Below are 18,492 nucleotides of genomic sequence, written 5' to 3'. Positions count from 1 at the left end.
AGACATGAACACGACCACCACGCACCACGACAACCACGGCGACGGCCACGGCCACGGCCGGGAATTCGACTACGTCATCGTCGGAGGCGGCACCGCCGGCTCGGTGATCGCCTCCCGCCTGACCGAGGACCCCGACGTCACCGTCGCCGTCATCGAGGGCGGACCGAGCGACGTCGACCGCCCCGACGTACTCACCCTGCGCCGCTGGATGGGCCTGCTCGGCGGTGAGCTCGACTACGACTACCCCACCACCGAGCAGCCGCGCGGCAACTCGCACATCCGGCACAGCCGGGCACGCGTCCTGGGCGGCTGCTCCTCGCACAACACCCTGATCGCGTTCAAGCCGCTCCCCTCCGACTGGGACGAATGGTCGCGGGCGGGCGCCGAGGGCTGGCACGCGGCCGCCATGGACCCGTACTTCGAGCGGCTCCTCAACAACATCGTTCCGGTCGGCGAGGCGGACCGCAACGCCATCGCCCGCGACTTCGTGGACGCGGCCCGGGGCGCGCTGGGAGTGCCCCTCGTCGAGGGCTTCAACCGCAAGCCCTTCCACGAGGGCGTCGGATTCTTCGACCTCGCCTACCACCCCGAGGACAACAAGCGCTCGTCGGCCTCGGTCGCCTACCTCCACCCGGTCATGGACGACCGGCCCAACCTGCGCATCCTGCTGGAGACCTGGGCGTACCGCCTGGAGCTGGACGGCACCCGGGCGCGCGGGGTCCACGTCCGTGCCGCGGACGGCACGGAATCGTTGATCCGCGCCCGTCGCGAGGTGCTGGTGTGCGCGGGCGCCGTGGACACCCCGCGCCTGCTGCTGCACTCCGGCATAGGCCCCGCCGCGGACCTGGAGGCACTCGGCATTCCCGTCCTCCACGACCTGCCGGGAGTCGGCGAGAACCTCCTCGACCACCCGGAGTCCGTGATCGTCTGGGAGACGGACGGTCCGATCCCCGAGAACTCGGCGATGGACAGCGACGCGGGGCTGTTCGTCCGGCGCGACCCGGACTCCCCCGGGCCCGACCTGATGTTCCACTTCTACCAGATCCCGTTCACCGACAACCCGGAGCGCCTCGGCTACGAACGTCCGGCGCACGGCGTCTCGTTGACTCCCAACATCCCCAAGCCGCGCAGCCGCGGGCGTCTCTACCTCACGAGCGCGGACCCCGAGGTCAAGCCCGCCCTCGACTTCCGCTACTTCACGGACGAGGACGACTACGACGCCCGGACGCTGGTGGACGGCATCAAGCTGGCCCGGAAGATCGCCGCGGCCGAGCCGCTGGCCGGATGGCTGGGGCGCGAGGTGTGCCCGGGCCCCGAGATCACCGACGACGAGGCGCTGAGCGCGTACGCCCGCTCGGTGGCGCACACCGTCTACCACCCGGCCGGCACCTGCAAGATGGGCGCCGCCGACGACGAACGGGCAGTGGTGGGACCTGACTTGAAGGTGCGGGGCCTCGACGGCATCCGCATCGCGGACGCCTCCGTCTTCCCGACGATGCCCGCGGTGAACCCGATGATCGGAGTGCTGATGGTCGGCGAGAAGGCCGCCGAGCTCCTGGGCGGTGAGGTCCGGTGACCGCGGTCCATACCGGCTCCACCGCTCCCGGCGCGGACGGCAGCCCCGGTGCGGACGGCGGCCCCGACGCCGACGCCGCTCCCGTGTTCTCCATCCAGGGCCTGTGGAAGGTCTTCGGCCCGCCTCGCAAGGCGGCCCGCGTGCCGGGCTCCGAGCACGCCGCGCTGCCGGCCGCCGAACTGCGGGAGCGGACCGGCTGCACCGCCGCCGTCCGTGACGTCACCTTCGACGTCCGCAAGGGGGAGGTCTTCGTCGTCATGGGCCTCTCCGGCTCGGGCAAGTCCACCCTGGTGCGCTGCCTGACCCGGCTGATCGAGCCCACGGCCGGGTCCCTCGCCATCGACGGCGAGGACGTCCTCGCCATGGACCCGGCCCGGCTGCGCGAACTGCGCCGCCACCGCGCCGCCATGGTCTTCCAGCACTTCGGACTGCTGCCGCACCGCACCGTCCTCGACAACGTTGCCTACGGCCTGGAGATCCAGGGCGTGAGCCGGTCCGACCGGCGCGCCAAGGCCGCCGAGATGATCACCAAGGTCGGTCTCGAAGGCCTTGAGGACCGCCGTCCCGGCCAGCTGTCCGGCGGTCAGCAGCAGCGGGTCGGTCTCGCGCGCGCCCTGGCCGCCGATCCTGAAGTGTTGCTGTTCGACGAACCGTTCAGCGCGCTCGATCCGCTGATCCGCCGCGAGATGCAGGACGAGGTGGCCCGGCTCCACCACGAGGAGGGCCGCACGATGGTCTTCATCACCCACGACCTGTCCGAGGCGCTGCGCCTCGGTGACCGGATCGCGCTGATGCGCGACGGGCGGATCGTGCAGCTCGGCACCCCCGAGGAGATCGTGGGCTCGCCCGCCGACGACTACGTGCGGGACTTCGTCCGCGACGTGCCGCGCGAGCAGGTGCTCACCGTACGCAGCGCGATGCGCCCCGCGACGGCCGACGAGGCCGGCGAGGGACCCGCGCTCACCCCCGCCGCCACGGTGGCGGAAGCGATCGAGGCGGTCGCCCGCAGCGGCGGTCCGGCGCGGATCGTCGACGACGGCCGGTGCCTGGGTGTCGTCGACGACGCGGGGCTGCTCGCCGTGGTGGCCGGGCTGCCGGCGGCCGCGACCGGGCGGGGGGTGGCGGCATGACGCGCCGTGCCCGCCGCGCCGTCCCCGTCCGAGGCACCGTCCCCGTCACAGGGAGGTGGCGTGGATGACCGCGACCACCACACCCGTACGGGACCCCGGAGGGCGGGACCGGTCCGCAGGATCCGGACGGACGGCCCGGCCGGGCACGGGCGGACGGCCCGATCGCCCGCGGTCCGCGGCCGCCGGGTCGCCCGGCGGCCGCCTGAAGGCCCTGCTGTTCCACCGCCGCGCCGGCCGCAGGGTCCTGCCCCTCGCCGTCTTCGCCGCGGTGCTGCTCCCGCTCGCGATGGCGTTCCCGGGCGCCGGCAGCTGGCCGGCCGCCCTCGCCGTCGACCTCTCCGGGCCGCTCGGCCGGGCCGGGGACTGGATCATCGACAACCGGGACGGCCATCCGCTCTTCCTCTACTTCTTCGGGCACGTCAGCAATGCCGTGGTGGTGTCCGTCCGCGCGGTGTACGTCGTCCTGCTCGCCGCGGGCTGGACCGGCGTCACCGCCCTGGCGGGCCTGATCGCCCTGCGCCTGGCCGGCGTCCGGCTCGCCGTCACCTGCGTGGCCGCCTTCGCCGCCTGCGGCCTGCTCGGCATGTGGGTGCCCACGATGCAGACCCTGGCCCTGATGGTCGTGGCCGTCGCCGCCTCCGTCGCGGTCGGCGCGCTGCTGGGTCTCGCCGCCGGGTTGTCGCCGCGCGCCGACCGCGCGCTGCGCCCGGTCCTCGACACCATGCAGGTGCTCCCCGCCTTCGCGTATCTGCTGCCGATGGTGCTGGTCTTCGGCATCGGCGTACCGGCCGCCGTGCTCGCCACGGTGGTGTACGCGGCCCCGCCGATGGCCCGGCTCACCGCCCTGGGCCTGCGCGAGGCCGACGCCGGGGTGCTGGAGGCAGCGGCCTCGCTCGGCGCGACCGGGCGCCAGCGCCTGCTCACCGCGCGGCTCCCGCTGGCCCACCGGCAGCTGCTGCTCGGCGTCAACCAGACGGTCATGATGGCGCTGTCGATGGCCGTCATCGCTTCCGTGATCGGTGCGGGCGGCCTCGGCGACCGTGTCTACCAGGCTCTCGCCTCGGTGGACGTCGGTGCCGCGCTCGCGGCCGGCGTCCCCATCGTGCTGCTCGCCGTGGTCCTGGACCGTACGACCGAAGCGGCGGGCACCCGCCTGTCGGTCCCACCGGCGCCCCCCGCCGAACAGCCCTTGCTGAGAAGGGTGTTCTCGGGTTGGTACGGACGGCTGCTCACCGTCCTGGCGGCCGTCGCCGTGGCGGTCGCGGGCCGGATGGCGGGCAGCTCCCTGTGGCCCGGGGCGTGGACCGTGCCGATCGCGGAGCCCGTCAACCGGGCGGTCGCCTGGATGACCGGCCACCTCTACTCCGGGGTGCCCGTCGTCGGCGGCACCGCCGACTGGGCGGCCCGCTTCACCAGCTGGATCCTCGACCCGCTGCGCTCCGGACTGCAGGCCGCGCCGTGGTGGCTGCTCCTGCTCCTGGTCGCCGTACTGGGCCTGATCGTCGGCACCTGGCGCTCCGCGCTGACCGCCGTACTCGCCCTGGCCGCCATCGGCGTCCTCGGCGTGTGGGAGCCCGCCCTCGACACGCTCTCCCAGGTGCTGGCCGCCGTCGCCCTCACCCTCGTCCTGGGCTTCACCATCGGCATCGGCGCCGCCCGCAGCGCCCGCGCCCAGCGGCTGCTGCGCCCGGTGCTCGACGTGTGCCAGACCATGCCCCAGTTCGTCTACCTCATCCCGGTGGTCGCCCTGTTCGGCGTGGGCCGCGCTCCGGCGGCGGCCGCCGCCGTCGTGTACGCGCTACCCGCCGTCGTACGCATCACCACCGAGGGACTGCGCGACGTGAACCCCGCGGCCCTGGAGTCGGCCCGCTCGCTGGGCGCCACCGGGTCACAGCAACTGCGGCAGGTCCAACTGCCGCTGGCTCGGCCCGCGTTGCTGCTGGCCGTGAACCAGGCTGTGGTTCTGGTACTCGCCGTCGTCATCATCGGCGGCCTGGTCGGAGGCGGCGCGCTCGGTTACGACGTCGTGCTCGGCCTCGCGCAGGGCGACCTGGCCACCGGCCTGGTCGCCGGCGCCGCGATCGTCTGCCTCGGCCTGCTGCTCGACCGCGTCACCCAGCCCGCGAAGGAGGCCTGACATGCCGATCCGACACCATGCGCCCGGCCGCCGGGGCCGACGGGCCGCCGCCGTGCTCCCCGCCGCGATCGCCACCGGCACGGCCCTCGCCGTGCTCACCGGCTGCGGCGCGGCCGACATGACGCGCCAGGCCTCTCCGTACGCCGCCGCGCAGGGCGCGAAGACCGTCACCCTGTCCGTCCAGTCCTGGGTCGGCGCCCAGGCGAACACCGCCGTCGCCGCCTACCTGCTCGAACACGAGCTGGGCTACCGCGTCGACACCGTCCAGGTGGACGAGGTCCCCGCGTGGGACGCGCTCAGCCAGGGCCGGGTCGACGCGATCCTGGAGGACTGGGGCCACCCCGAGCAGGAGAAGCGGTACGTCGAGAACAAGAAGACCATCACCCGGGGCGGCGAACTGGGCGTGACCGGGCACATCGGCTGGTTCGTCCCGACGTACTTCGCCGAGGCGCATCCGGACGTCACCGACTGGAAGAACCTCGACAAGTACGCCGACCAGCTGCGCACCGCAGAGAGCCGCGGCAAGGGCCAGCTGCTTGACGGCTCTCCGTCGTACGTCACGAACGACAAGGCGCTGGTGAAGAATCTGGACCTGGACTTCGAGGTGGTCTTCGCCGGTTCCGAGGCCGCCCAGATCACCCAGATCAGGCAGTTCGCGAAGGAACACAAGCCCTTCCTCACCTACTGGTACAAGCCGCAGTGGCTGTTCGAACGGGTCCCCATGACGGAGGTGAAGCTGCCCGAGTACCAAGAGGGCTGCGACGCCGACCCGCAGAAGGTGGCCTGTGCCTATCCCCACACGCCGCTGCAGAAGTACCTCAACACGCGCTTCGCGGAGTCGGGCGGGAAGGCCGCCGCGTTCCTGAAGAAGTTCCGCTGGAGCGTCGAGGAACAGAACGAGGTGGCCTTGATGATCGCCGAGGAGAAGCTGCCACCGGAGCAGGCGGCGAAGAAGTGGGTGGAGCGCAACGAGGCGGTCTGGAAGCCGTGGGTGGGCTGAGGGGCTTCCCTCCCTGACGCGCGCCGAGGCCGCCGCATCCCCCCTCGGGTGCGACGGCCTCGGTGTTCCTGCGGGCGGCTGCGCCTACTGCGCGGACACCTTCAGCAGCTTGTTCGGGGTTCCGCTGCTCGGGTTGCTGATCTTCCCCGCGGTCGCCCCCTCGGTCAGGGCCTGTGCGACCTGCGCGGGCGACGCGTCCTTGTGTCCGGCCAGGTAGAGGGCTGCCGCCCCGACCACGTGCGGGGTCGCCATCGAGGTGCCGGAGATGGTCTTCGTACCGGTGTCACTGTCGTTCCAGTCGGAGGTGATCTCCGATCCCGGCGCGTAGAGGTCCACGACGGAGCCGAAGTTGGAGAACGAGGACTGTGAGTCGTCGGCCGCGCTGGAGGCCACCGTGACGGCCTCCTTGACCCGCGAGGGAGAGCCCTGTCCGGCATCGGAGGACTCGTTGCCCGCCGCGACGGCGAAGGTGACGCCGGAGGCTATCGACCGGCGCACCGCCTCGTCGAGCGCCTCGTCGGCGCCCCCGCCGAGGCTCATGTTGGCCACCGACGGCCCGCTGTGATGCTTCGTCACCCAGTCGATGCCCGCCACGACCTGCTCGGTGGTGCCCGACCCGTTGTCGTCGAGCACCCGGACGGCGACGACCTTGGCCTTCTTGGCCACCCCGTGGGAGGTGCCCGCGATGGTCCCGGCGACGTGCGTACCGTGCCCGTTGCCGTCGTCGGCGCTGTCGTCGTTGTCCACGGCGTCGAAGCCGTGCTGGGCGCGACCGCCGAAGTCCTTGTGGGTGATGCGCACACCGGTGTCGATGACGTACGCGGTGACCCCGTCGCCGCCCGCGTCGGGGTACGTGTACTTCTTGTCCCCCGCCGTCTCCTTCTGGTCGATGCGGTCGAGGCCCCAGGACGGGGGGTTGTCCTGGGTGCTGTTGATGGAGAACTTCTTGTTCTGGACGACCTTGCCCACCGCCGGGTCGGCGGCGAGCCGCTTGGCCCCGGTCTCCGAAAGGCCGGACGCGGAGAAGCCGTTGACGGCGGACGTGTAGGTGCGCTTCAGCTCGCCGCCGTACTTCTTGGCGAGTGCCTGCTGGTCCGCGTTCTTGTCGAGGATGACGATGTAGCTGCCGCTGAGCGCTCCAGGTGCGCCGAGCCCGTACACCGTTCCCTCGGCCGGAGCGGTCGCGCCGGCGAGGGGGGATAAGAGCATGCAGACACCGGTTGCAGTGGCGACTCCCGTGGCTACTGCAAGGATCCGGAAGCCGCGCGAACGGGTGCGTGCGTGCAGTCGAGTTGACATGAAGAGAGTGCTCCTCGTGTTGACGTGTGGGGCGTCAATGCGTGTTGCGTGACCCCTCCGGACCGGAAGATCTCCCGGGGTCAGATCGAAACCCTGACCGATTAACGGAGTTGATTCAAGGCCGCCCCGGCCGTCAGCGTTATTCAACAAGCTTTCTCAAAGAGACCTCCCCGTCGGCCCCCCACAATGGCCACACTCTTCGAACTACCCACACATGGACGACACTTGTCGATGCGTTAGCGAACACCCCACCTCATTGATGTCATGTTCATGACATTCCGCAGCCAGAAAGCAAACCGCCGACCGCCGCTCCGGGCGGCAGTCGGCGGTCGGCTGTGCGGATCAGACCAGCGGAACCGGGTAGGTCGGGTACTCCACCCCGGAGACGTGCTGGACGACGCGGATGACCTGGCACGAGTAGCCGAACTCGTTGTCGTACCACAGGTAGAGGATCGCGTTGTCGCCGTCGACCTTGGTGGCGCCGGCGTCGACGATCGAGGCGTGGCGCGAGCCGACGAAGTCCATGGAGACGGCGTCGGGAGCGGTCGTGAAGTCGATCTGGCGCTTCAGCGGCGAGTGCAGCGAGACGTCGCGGAGGTAGTCGAGGACCTCCTCGCGGGTGGTCTCGCGGCCCAGGCGCAGGCTGAGGATGGCGATCGAGACGTCCGGGACGGGGACGCGGATCGAGCTGCCGGTGATGGGCGCCTTGAGGTCGGGCAGCGCCTTGGCGACGGCGGAGGCGGCGCCGGTCTCGGTGATGACCATGTTCAGCGGCGCGGAGCGGCCGCGGCGGTCGGCCTTGTGGTAGTTGTCCAGCAGGTTCTGGTCGTTGGTGAACGAGTGGACGGTCTCGACGTGGCCGCGCAGGACGCCGTACTCGTCGTCCATGGCCTTCAGCGGCGGGACGATCGCGTTGGTCGTGCAGGAGGCGCAGGACAGGATCTGCTCGTCCGGCTTGATCGTGTCGTGGTTGACGCCGTGCACGATGTTCGGGACGTCGCCCTTGCCCGGAGCGGTCAGGACGACCTTGTCGATGCCCGGACGCAGGTGCAGCGAGAGGCCCTCGCGGTCGCGCCACTTGCCGGTGTTGTCGATGAGGATGGCGTCGTTGATGCCGTACGCCGTGTAGTCGATCTCCGACGGGTCGTTGGCGTAGATCACCTTGATCGCGTTGCCGTTGGCGATGATCGTGCTCGTCGCCTCGTCCACGGTGATGGTGCCCTGGAACTGGCCGTGGATGGAGTCGCGGCGCAGCAGCGAGGCGCGCTTGACGAGGTCCGCCTCGCCGCCGCCGCGGACGACGATGGCGCGCAGGCGCAGGCCGTTGCCCGAGCCGGCCTTCTCGATGAGGAGGCGGGCGACGAGGCGGCCGATGCGGCCGAAGCCGTAGAGGACCACGTCGCGGCCGGCGGCGCGCTCGATCTTGTTGGCGCCGGTGGCGCCGGCGACGGCGGAGGCGGTGAACTCTTCCACCGACAGGCCACGGTCGTCGCTCTTGTACGTCGCGGCGAGCATGCCGATGTCGATCTGGGACGGGCCGAGATCGAGGGTGGTGAGCGCCTGCAGGAACGGCAGGGTCTCGGTGACCGAGAGCTCCTCGCCGGCTATCTGGCGGGCGAACCGGTGGGTCTTGAGGATGCTGACCACCGACTTGTTCACCAAGGAGCGGCTGTGCAGCAGGACCGTTACGTCCCGCTCCCGGTGCAGCTTCCCGATGATCGGGATCATCGACTCCGCGATCTCCTCGCGGTTCTTCCAGTTGGTGAACGAGTCGTCTTTGACAGTCACAGGTTTATCTTTCGAGCTAGGCGGCGCTCATATGCTACCTCCCCGCTTCTCTGGCCACTCAAGGGGTGCCGCCCGCACGCTCCCGCTGATCCCCTCCGCTACGAAATCCCTGGTCAGCTCGGACTCCACCAGGGCTCCAGCCAGGTCGGAGAAGGGGCTGATCGAGGTACGTCCCGGTATCGCGGACGGCCGCGGGCAGCTCCGTCGGGCAGGCTGGTACAGGAGGTGATGGCTGTGGCGCACCATGATCCGTTCCGGCGGCTGCCGCAGGGCGTTCCGGAGGACCTGGGGCCGGCGGTGCTGGATGCCCTGTTCACCCAGTCACCGGTGGGCCTGCAGGTTCTGGACACGGAGCTGAGGGTGGTGCGGGTCAACACCGCCACCCGGGCCATGCACGGCGTGCCTGCCGAGCGGATCCTCGGGCGGCATTTCATCGACGCGCTCGCCGATCTCTCCGTACCGGAGTTCGCGAGCCTCTCCGCACCCGAGGAAGTGGAGACGATGGTCCGCGGCGTGCTGGACAGCGGGGTGGCCGTGCGCGATCGGCTGGTGGGCTACCGGCTCGCGGCCGATCACGGCCGGGAGAGGACGTACTCGGTTTCGGTGTTCCGCCTGCAGGACCCGGAGGGGACGGTCCTGGGGGCCGCCCTCGCGGTGGTCGACGTCACGGACCGGGAAGAGGCGCGGGCCCGGCTGCGCGTGCGGGACAGCGTGCGGGAGAACGTGGGCAAGACCCTCGATGTGATCTCCACCTGCCAGGAGCTGGTGGAGACCCTGGTGCCGGCGTTCGCCGATGTAGCCGTCGTCGAGGTGGTGGATGCGGTGGTGCGCGGTGAGGAGCCCCCGAGCGGGCCGCTCGCCCAGGACGTGCCGTTGCGCCGTGCGGCCTTCCGCGCCCGCGAGGGCCTGGACTGGGCTCAGGCGCACCCGGTGGGCGACGTCCGGAGCCTCCACTCCCCCACTCCCTTCACCCAGACCCTGGCCGATCTCATGCCCCGGCTCGTGCCACTGGGCGAGGACAGCCTGTGGCTCGGGAACGACCCGCCGAGAGCCGCCGCGATCCGCGCGTCCGGAGCCCACACCCTGCTCGTGGCCCCCCTGGCGTGGCGCGGGACGGCCCTGGGCCTGTTGAGCCTCTACCGCACCGCACCGTCCGATCCGTACGACCAGGGCGACATCGGCCTCGCACGCGACGTGACCGCCCACACCGCCCTGTGCGTCGACAACGCGCGGCGCTTCACCCGCGAGCACACCATCGCCGCGACGGTCCAGCACCATCTGCTGGCCGGCCGCTCCTCCCCGCAGAGCACCCTGGAGACCGCGCACCTCCACGTACCCGGCACCGACGGCGGGGGAGGCTGGTTCGACACGATCGCCCTGTCCGGCGCCCGCACGGCCCTGGTCCTCGGCAACGTCACCGGCCACGGCATCCAGTGCGCCACCACCATGGGACAGCTGCGCACCGTGATCCACGCTCTCGCGGCACTGGAGCTGGATCCGGACGAGCTCCTCGCGCGCCTCAACGACACGGCCGCCTTCCTGGCGGGAGAACGCGCCGCTCTGCCCACCGGTGACCCCATGTACCGGCAGCCGCTCTCCGCCAGCTGCGTCTACGCGGTGTACGACCCCCTCACGCGCACGTGCACCTTCGCCTCGGCCGGTCACCCCACACCGCCGGTGATCGTCCACGCCGACGGAACGATCGAAACCGCGGACATCACCATCGGACCCGCCCTGGGCAGCGCGGAGGGTTCGCCCTTCGCCACCACCACCGCCGAACTCACCGACGGCAGCATCCTGGCCCTGTACACCCCCTCCCTCCACTCCACGGACCGCGACGGCGACGGCGACGAGGGCGACCGCGCCCTGCTCCGGGATGTCCTCACTCAGCCCCACCGGACGCTCCAGGACCTGTGTGACGACGCGCTCTACGCCCGCCGCGGCAGCAGCCCGGGGGACGCGGTCCTCCTGCTCGCCCGCACCCACGCGTTCCCCGCCGACGCCACGGCCACCTGGGTCCTCGGCCACGAACTCGGCGAGGCCGCCGCCGCCCGCAGGCACACCCGCCGGAAGCTCGCGGACTGGAAGGTGGACGAGGACACCGCCGCCACCACCGAACTGATCGTCAGCGAACTGGTCACCAACGCGCTGCGCTACGGAACTCCGCCCCTGCACCTGCGCCTCATCAAGGACCGCACCCTCACCTGCGAAGTCCACGACGCGAGCACCGCCACCCCTCGTCTGCGCCACGCCCGCACGGTCGACGAAGGCGGGCGCGGCTTGTTCATCGTGGCCCAGCTGGCCAGGAGGTGGGGCACCCGGTACACGGTCGACGGAAAGACGGTCTGGACCGAACAGGCCCTCCTGCCCTAACGGCAGCACGATGGGCCAGAAGGGTGATGCGGCGGCTGCGCCGGAATGCGGATCGACCGTCCCGTACCGAGGATGGTCTCGATCCCAACCCGTCACGACGTCTGGAGTCGATCCCATGCTGGAGCGCAAGCCGCGCAAGGGCCGTACCGAGGTCACCTTCGTCCTGCCCGCCGACGCCCCGCCCGGGCCGGTCAGTGTGGTGGGCGACTTCAACGACTGGCAGCCCGGCGCCCACCCCCTCGAAGCCCGCAGCGACGGCACCCGGGCGGTCACGGTCACCCTGCCCGGCAAGAGCGAGCACTCCTTCCGGTACCTGGCAGCCGGCGACTACTGGTTCAACGACGAGAACGCGGACACCCACGACGGAGTCAACAGCTGCCTGCGCACCTGACGGACCGGTCGGCCCGTCCCCGTCGGCCCGGCCGGCCCGTCCGGCCGGGCCTTCCGGTCGCCCCCACCTCATAGCGGCGCCCGCCTCCGGGCGCACAGTCCGATGAAGGAGCTCCTCATGGCACAGCCTTCGACCCCCGCCTCTCCGCGCTTTCCCAGCGGGCAGCACGACAGCCGTAGCGCCTGGGCGGCGGGAGGCACCATGTTCGCCGGCGTCCTGCTCCTGGTGGACGGCGCCCTGGCCATCATCAAGGGCATCACCAGCATCGCCGAGGACGAGGTCTACACCCGCCTGGGTGCCTACGTCTTCAAGTTCGACGTGACGGCCTGGGGCTGGATCCACCTCATCCTCGGCATCATCCTCGTCGTCGTCGGCATCGGCGTCCTCAAGCTCGCGGGCTGGGCGCGGGCGCTGGGTGTGGCGTTCGCCGCCTGCAGCATCGTCCTCAACTTCATGTGGCTGCCCTACACGCCGTTCTGGGCGATCATCTCGATCGCCGTCGACGTCTTCATCATCTGGGCGCTGTGCAGCGACACCGATCCCTCCCACGCCGCCACGGCCTGACCCCACGCAGGGCCCGAAGAGCCGGGAGGCCCTCCCCCGGGCGGGGCCGCGTCACCCGAACGGCCGCTCACAACCCGCACCCCGGTCGGCGCGGTGGCCTATTGGGAGTACGCCCAGCGGCCCCGCCCCGGCGTGAGGAGGCAGCCATGTACGAGATGCGTATAGGTCCCGCGTGCACCGTCACCGGCCTCGGCTGGCACGTCATCCCAAGAGCTCAGCACGTTGCCCTGTGCGGCCAGGTCGTCCCCGGCCCGGCCCCCGACCCGGAAACCAGGGAGGAGAGGCACTGCGCGGCCTGTATGGAAGCGGTGCGGCAGGTCATGAGCGCCCTTGCCTCACCACCGTCCCTCGGAGCCCAATGAGTCTTCCGCCCGAACCGCCCTCCCACGCGCCACCCGAAGCGCGCGGGAGGGCGGAGTCCTGATGTACGCGAGCGTCCGCCGCGCACTGACGCGCCGGTCACCGGGGCCGCACCGGCGGCGTCGGCACGTGGGTCGAGGCCGGGATCCGAAGACGAGCCACTTCACCCGCCGGCGCGGTGAGTTGAGCGTGATCGCCCAGGGGGCCCGGCCGGGAGCACGGTGCCCGGCGGCCCCCCGCAGGCCCCGCCTCGCGGGCGCCGGTTCCCCGGGCGGCCGTGTCCGGCCCGGATGGCGATACACGGTGAGCGAGACGAGAATGAGATGGCCGGATGAAGGCGCCCGGTAGCAGACGGCGCCGCCCGCAGCACGGACGGGAACGCAGTGGTGGTCCCGCGGTGCAGTAGGAACAAGGTGATCGCGTATGTGCCGATGGCTCGCCTACTCGGGAACACCCATGTTGCTCGACACCATCCTGTACAAACCCACCCACTCGCTGATCGACCAGAGCCTGCACTCGAAGATGGGTGTGGAGACGACGAACGGCGACGGGTTCGGCATCGGCTGGTACACGGGAGAGGACAGTTCCCCGGCGCTCCTCAAAGACGTCGGCCCCGCGTGGAACAACGCCAACCTGCGGGAAATCGCGGATCATGTCCGCTCCCCGCTGTTCTTCGCCCACATCCGGGCGTCGACGGGTACAGCGGTACAGCGGTCGAACTGCCACCCCTTCCGGCACGGCCGTTGGATGTTCATGCACAACGGCTCCATCGCCGGTTTCCACCTCATGCGCCGGGATCTGTGCCTGCTCGTCGACCCCGCCCAGTTCACCGACATCGAGGGAACGACGGACTCCGAGGTGATGTTCCACCTGGCCCTCACCTTCGGCCTGGACCAGGACCCGCCGACCGCCGTGGCCCGAATGGCCGGGGTGGTGGAGCGCGCCGGGCGCGAACACGGCGTGGAGTTCCCGCTCCAGATGACGGTCGCGGTGACCAACGGCGAAACCGTGTGGGCCTTCCGCTACTCCACCCAGGGCACTTCCCGGTCGCTGTTCTACAGCAGCAAGGTGGAATCGCTGCGCAAACTCCACCCCGATATGACCTTCCTGCAGGAAGTCTCCGACGAGACCCGTCTCATCGTGTCCGAACCCCTCGGCGACCTGCCGGGCGCCTGGAACGAGGTCCCGGAGGGCAGCTACGGCCTCGTACAGCCCGGGGCGGACGCACTGCACCCCTTCGCCCCGATACCCGCGTGACGCGGTGAACGAGCCCCAGGCGGGGCGTCGCCGGCTCCGGTGAGGCAGCGGCGGCCCGCCCGTCACAAGCGACAGGAGACCAGGCCATGCGGGACTCTGTACTCGATCTGGCAGCGGACTACGACTACCCCCTGCTGAACGCGTTCTGGACCATGATGATCTTCTTCCTGTGGATCCTCTGGTTCATGCTGCTCTTCCGCGTCATCGGTGACGTCTTCCGTGACGACGGCCTGAGCGGCTGGGGCAAGGCGGGATGGACCGTCTTCGTCATCCTGGTGCCCTTCCTGGGCGTCTTCGTCTATCTGATCGCCCGGGGGCGCGGCATGGGCGAACGCGAGATGCAGCGGGCCCAGCAGCAGGAGCAGGCCTTCCGCTCCTACGTGCGCGAGAGCGCCGGGCCCACCAGCCACGCCGAGGAACTGTCCAAGCTGGCCGAGCTGAAGAACCGCGGTGACATCACGGCGGCCGAGTACGAGACCGCCAAGGCCAAGGTCCTCTCGACCTGAGATCCGGTCCTTCCTGCCACGGCAATCGCCCGCCGCGATCCCTGTCGCCGCCCGGCCGGGCGGCGACAGCGCCCACCCTGGAGAAACGATGCGCGTGTATCCGCCGATTGCCGAGCACGGCCTGATCGGGGACCTGCAGACCTGTGCCCTCGTATCGTCCGAGGGAGTGCTCGACTGGTTCTGCTCGCCTCGCTTCGACTCGCCCAGCGTCTTCGCCGGCCTGCTCGACCACGGCCGCGGCGGATACTTCGCGATCACCGCGGACGCGCCCGACGCCTCCGAAGGCGAGCCCGCGAGCGACGCCGACGTCATCAACCGCCAGCTCTACCTCGCCGACAGCGCCGTGCTCATCACTCGTTTCCTCACCCACGAAGGCGTCGGCGAGGTCGTCGACTTCATGCCCGTCCACGGACCGCAGGCCGCCACCGACCGGCACCAAGTGGTGCGGATCCTCCGCGTGGTGCGCGGGACGGTGCGCTTCACGCTGGAGTGCCGACCGCGCTTCGACTACGGCCGGGCACCGCACGACCTGACGTGCGACGGCACCACCGCCCGCTTCGACGGACCCGGCATCACCGCGCACCTGCAGGTCCTGGGCCCCGTGGCCCTGGAGACCGACGAGGTGGACGTACGGGCGACCGTGACCCTGGCCCAGGGTGAACGCGCTGCCGTCGTCCTGACGGTCTGCGGCGCCGACAGCCCCGCCCCGCCGCCGCTGAGCGTGGCCGGAATGACGGAGGAGTTCGACGCCGTGTGCCGCTTCTGGCACGACTGGATCGGGCGCTGCACCTACCGCGGCCGCTGGCAGGAGACGGTCAACCGCTCCGCGATCACCCTCAAGCTCATGACGTACGCGCCCACGGGCGCGCCGATCGCCGCCGCGACCATGGGGCTGCCCGAGCAGGTGGGCGGCGAGCGCAACTGGGACTACCGCTACACCTGGGTCCGTGACGCCTCCCTCGCGGTGCGCGCCATGCTCGATCTCGGCTTCACCGAAGAAGCGGGCGCCTTCCGCGGCTGGCTCGAAGACCGCCTGCGGGACGGCGGCGCGCCCAACGGCGAACCCCTGCAGATCATGTACCGGGTCGACGGCGACCCGCACCTGTCCGAAGAAGTCCTCGAACACCTGGAAGGCTGGCAGGCATCCGCCCCTGTACGTATGGGCAACGGCGCGGCCGACCAGCTGCAGATGGACATCTACGGCGAGGCCGTCTTCGCCCTGGCCCAGACCGGCCAGGTCAGCGGTGTCCTCGGCTACGACGACTGGCAGCGCTCCGCCTCCTTGCTGGACTGGCTCTGCGACACGTGGGACCGCCCGGACGAGGGGATCTGGGAGACCCGCGGCGGCCAGAAGGACTTCACCTACAGCCGGCTCATGTGCTGGGTCGCCTTCGACCTCGGCATCCGCCAGGCCATGGCCCACTCCCGCCCGGGCGACCTGCCCCGCTGGACGGCGGCGCGCGACGCGATCATGGAGCAGGTCATGACCCGCGGCTGGAGCGAGGAACGCCAGGCCTTCGTCCAGCATTACGGCAGCCCCGTCCTGGACGCCTCCCTGCTGCTGATGCCGCTCGTCGGTTTCATCGCCCCCAAGGACCCGCGGTGGCTCTCCACCCTCGACGCCATGGACAGGGAACTCGTCTCCGACAGCCTCGTCTACCGCTACGACCCCGCCGCCTCCCCCGACGGCTTGCAGGGATCCGAGGGCACCTTTTCCCTGTGCAGCTTCCTGTACGTCTACGCCCTCGCCCGGGCCGGCCGCGTCCACCAGGCCCGCTACGCCTTCGACAAGATGCTCACCTACGCCAACCACGTCGGGCTCTTCGCCGAGGAGGTCGGCCTCACCGGCGAGCAGCTCGGCAACTTCCCGCAGGCCTTCACCCACCTCTCCCTCATCACCGCGGCACTCGCACTCGACAGCGCACTCGACCAGACCGCACACACCGCTTTGGAGCGCTCATGAGCGACAACATCGAAGAAATGGGCCCCGTCGACTACGTGGTCGTCGAGTTCCCCGGAAACAAGATGACGGGCGAGGCGTTCCCTCTGCTGGTCGACCTCGTGGACAGGGGGATCATCCGCCTCCTCGACCTGCGCTTCGTGAGGAAGGACGCCGACGGAACCGTGACCGCCATGGAGCTCTCGGAAGCCGGGGACGGTGAGGGGACGCTCAGCCTGTCCGTCTTCGACGGCGCATCGTCCGAGCTGCTGGGCCAGGACGACCTGGAGGAGGCCGGCAACGCCCTGCAGCCCGGCAACGCGGCCGCCATCATGGTGTACGAGAACCGCTGGGCGGCGCCCTTCGCCGTAGCCCTGCGGCGCAGTGGCGCGCAGCTGGTGGCGAGCGGCCGCATCCCCGTGCAGGCCCTGCTGGCCTCCATCGACGCGGTGGAGGCCGCCGAGAACGGCAGCCCGCCCGCCACGGAATGACCGGGCGGCATCGGACGTACGCCGGAGGCCGGGACGCTGTCCCGGCCTCCGGCGTACGTCGTGGTCTGCGATCCGGTCGGCACGACCGGAGGGTCAGGCGCCGAGGATCTTCTTCTTCTGCTCCGCGAACTCCGCTTCGGTCAGAAGTCCTTGATCCTTCAGTGCTCCGAGTTCCTTGAGCTGATCGATCTTGCTGCTCATGTCATCGGCCATCGGGGCCGCGGCAGCGGGTGCGGGGGCAGGCGCGGGTGCGGCGGACTGCTGCTCGGCTTGAGCATCCTGCTGGGCCCACCGGCCTCCCTGGCGCCGCGAGACCCGGTTGGAAACCGCCGTCGCCGTACCGGCCACCACGGCGGTGCGCGCTACTCCTCGAAGAAGACCAGGCACGTCGTTCCTCCCTTGCTGACGAGGCGGACCGGACAGCTCGGCTGCCGGTCCTCCGCTTCTCTTCCAGCATCGCACCGACAGAAGGCTTCGCGCGCTCCGGGAACCGGGTGCCCGCGGCAGGGTGCCGCCGTACGGTCCTCGTCGCCAAGGCGCACCACCACGCACCGTAGCCACTGCGGCACTGGCGGTGCCGCAATGCGCGGCGGTTCAGCGGCCCAGGTGCGCGGCCGTATCGGTTTCCGCCCCCCTTTCTGCGGGGCTCGGTTCCACCTGCCGGAGTTCGGCCAGGAGCTGGCTCTGCCCTGCCAGTAGTTCGGTCAGGATGCGCCGGGCAGCGCGCAGCAGGTCTGCGACGTCGCCGCCGGCGAGGGCGTAGTTGACCGTGGCGCCCTCGCGGGTGGAGACGACGATCCCCGAGCGGCGCAGCACCGCCAGCTGCTGGGAGAGGTTGGACGGCTCGATGTCGATCTCCGCCAGCAAGTCCCGTACGGGCACGGGTCCGTGCTGCAGGAGCTCCAGGACTCGGATGCGAACCGGGTGTCCGAGCATCCGGAAGAACTCGGCTTTGGCCTGGTACAGCGGTACTTGCACTCCCACGAACACTCCTGCTGCGTTGCTTGGACCGCGGCCGCGGCCGCGGGGGCATCGAGTCGGCCGGTCTTCGGTGTCCATCGTCGCGTCCGTTGGGGCCACGCATGCCCGAACTTGACCGATTTCGGATGTGCCGAGTTGAAGAAAGCTTCAACTTGTGGGCATGCGTGGGCCCTGATGATGCGGCGTTACAACTCCAGCGCCGACTCGATGCGCTTGAGCTGGTGACGCGCCATGGCCAGGTTGGAATTGTTCTTGTCCAGCACCACGTACAGGAACAGTCCATTGCTCCCGCGGCTCTTGAGCAGCCGGATCAGGTGGTACTGGGAGCCCAGCGTGATCAGCAGATCCTCGATCTCGTCCTTCATGCCCAGCATTTCCATGGTGCGGACCTTCGCCCGGATCACATCGGTGTTGCCCGCCGCCGCGACCGTCAGATCGAGGTCCTTCCCGCCGCCGAGGGTACCCAAGGCCATGCCGCTGGCGTAGTCCACCAGCGCGACACCCAGCGCGCCCTCGATCGAGGTCATCGTCTCCTTCAACGAGACTTCCACATTCGCCATCGCCGTCCGCTCCCTCACTGCTCTCTGTTCACGCCCGGCCCTCGGTTCCAACAGGGCAGGACCGTCTGTCAGATAGAAGCTACTGAGCGTGCACCGCTCTGCACCCGGAATGACGGATTCGGCGGAAACCGACCCCTGCC

Annotated in this window: 16 protein-coding genes; 11 read left to right on the top strand and 5 right to left on the bottom strand. The window is 70.4% G+C overall.

All coding sequences use genetic code 11. The features are described 5' to 3' along the window. Positions 1-4 precede the first annotated feature (4 nt). From OG429_RS34240 to OG429_RS34225, 4 genes are all read left to right on the top strand, one after another. Positions 5-1,576 carry a GMC family oxidoreductase gene (locus OG429_RS34240; RefSeq protein ID WP_328929133.1) on the top strand — a complete coding sequence of 524 codons (1,572 nt, stop codon included), beginning with the start codon at positions 5-7 and terminating at the stop codon, positions 1,574-1,576. Between the two features lie 83 nt (positions 1,577-1,659). After that, positions 1,660-2,706: a quaternary amine ABC transporter ATP-binding protein gene (locus OG429_RS34235; protein WP_328930509.1), complete on the top strand. Its 1,047-nt coding sequence runs from the start codon at positions 1,660-1,662 to the stop codon at positions 2,704-2,706. A 64-nt stretch (positions 2,707-2,770) separates the two neighbouring features. Further along, positions 2,771-4,843, top strand: coding sequence for an ABC transporter permease subunit (locus OG429_RS34230; RefSeq protein ID WP_328929132.1), 2,073 nt, complete (start codon positions 2,771-2,773; stop codon positions 4,841-4,843). Between the two features lie 118 nt (positions 4,844-4,961). After that, positions 4,962-5,843, top strand: coding sequence for an ABC transporter substrate-binding protein (locus tag OG429_RS34225; RefSeq protein ID WP_405681303.1), 882 nt, complete (start codon positions 4,962-4,964; stop codon positions 5,841-5,843). A gap of 84 nt (positions 5,844-5,927) precedes the next feature. Here the strand turns inward: OG429_RS34225 and OG429_RS34220 are convergent, their stop codons facing one another. After that, entirely contained in the window at positions 5,928-7,142 is a 1,215-nt protein-coding gene (locus tag OG429_RS34220; RefSeq protein ID WP_328929130.1) for a S8 family peptidase, read from the bottom strand. A gap of 342 nt (positions 7,143-7,484) precedes the next feature. Next, a complete protein-coding gene (locus tag OG429_RS34215; RefSeq protein ID WP_328929129.1) occupies positions 7,485-8,930 on the bottom strand; it encodes a glyceraldehyde-3-phosphate dehydrogenase in 1,446 nt (481 codons plus the stop codon). A gap of 228 nt (positions 8,931-9,158) precedes the next feature. Here OG429_RS34215 and OG429_RS34210 point away from each other — a divergent pair, with 228 nt between their 5' ends. The 7 genes from OG429_RS34210 to OG429_RS34180 all read left to right on the top strand — a co-directional run bounded on the left by OG429_RS34210 (position 9,159) and on the right by OG429_RS34180 (position 16,811). Continuing rightward, positions 9,159-11,303, top strand: coding sequence for a SpoIIE family protein phosphatase (locus OG429_RS34210; RefSeq protein ID WP_405922153.1), 2,145 nt, complete (start codon positions 9,159-9,161; stop codon positions 11,301-11,303). Between the two features lie 115 nt (positions 11,304-11,418). After that, positions 11,419-11,694 carry an isoamylase early set domain-containing protein gene (locus OG429_RS34205; RefSeq protein WP_328929127.1) on the top strand — a complete coding sequence of 92 codons (276 nt, stop codon included), beginning with the start codon at positions 11,419-11,421 and terminating at the stop codon, positions 11,692-11,694. Between the two features lie 117 nt (positions 11,695-11,811). Further along, positions 11,812-12,258 carry a DUF7144 family membrane protein gene (locus OG429_RS34200; RefSeq protein WP_328929126.1) on the top strand — a complete coding sequence of 149 codons (447 nt, stop codon included), beginning with the start codon at positions 11,812-11,814 and terminating at the stop codon, positions 12,256-12,258. Positions 12,259-13,041: 783 nt separating this feature from the next. Further along, positions 13,042-13,875, top strand: coding sequence for a class II glutamine amidotransferase (locus OG429_RS34195; RefSeq protein WP_328929125.1), 834 nt, complete (start codon positions 13,042-13,044; stop codon positions 13,873-13,875). Positions 13,876-13,961: 86 nt separating this feature from the next. Continuing rightward, complete coding sequence (locus OG429_RS34190) at positions 13,962-14,381, top strand: SHOCT domain-containing protein (RefSeq protein WP_328929124.1); 420 nt, start codon at positions 13,962-13,964, stop codon at positions 14,379-14,381. A gap of 88 nt (positions 14,382-14,469) precedes the next feature. Continuing rightward, complete coding sequence (locus OG429_RS34185) at positions 14,470-16,344, top strand: glycoside hydrolase family 15 protein (RefSeq protein ID WP_328929123.1); 1,875 nt, start codon at positions 14,470-14,472, stop codon at positions 16,342-16,344. Continuing rightward, positions 16,341-16,811: a DUF6325 family protein gene (locus tag OG429_RS34180; RefSeq protein ID WP_328929122.1), complete on the top strand. Its 471-nt coding sequence runs from the start codon at positions 16,341-16,343 to the stop codon at positions 16,809-16,811. Before OG429_RS34185 ends, OG429_RS34180 begins: the two co-directional genes overlap by 4 nt. A gap of 93 nt (positions 16,812-16,904) precedes the next feature. Here OG429_RS34180 and OG429_RS34175 read toward each other — a convergent pair whose 3' ends face one another. From OG429_RS34175 to OG429_RS34165, 3 genes are all read right to left on the bottom strand, one after another. Then, complete coding sequence (locus OG429_RS34175) at positions 16,905-17,198, bottom strand: SHOCT domain-containing protein (RefSeq protein ID WP_328929121.1); 294 nt, start codon at positions 17,196-17,198, stop codon at positions 16,905-16,907. A gap of 207 nt (positions 17,199-17,405) precedes the next feature. Further along, positions 17,406-17,789 (bottom strand): ArsR/SmtB family transcription factor, encoded by a 384-nt coding sequence (locus tag OG429_RS34170; RefSeq protein WP_328930508.1) that lies wholly within the window; start codon positions 17,787-17,789, stop codon positions 17,406-17,408. Positions 17,790-17,977: 188 nt separating this feature from the next. Continuing rightward, positions 17,978-18,352 (bottom strand): hypothetical protein, encoded by a 375-nt coding sequence (locus OG429_RS34165; RefSeq protein WP_328929120.1) that lies wholly within the window; start codon positions 18,350-18,352, stop codon positions 17,978-17,980. Positions 18,353-18,492: the final 140 nt, after the last annotated feature.

The sequence above is a fragment of the Streptomyces sp. NBC_00190 genome, assembly GCF_036203305.1.
In the GTDB taxonomy this organism is placed as follows: Bacteria; Actinomycetota; Actinomycetes; order Streptomycetales; family Streptomycetaceae; genus Streptomyces.
This window is presented reverse-complemented; position numbering and strand designations above follow the sequence as displayed.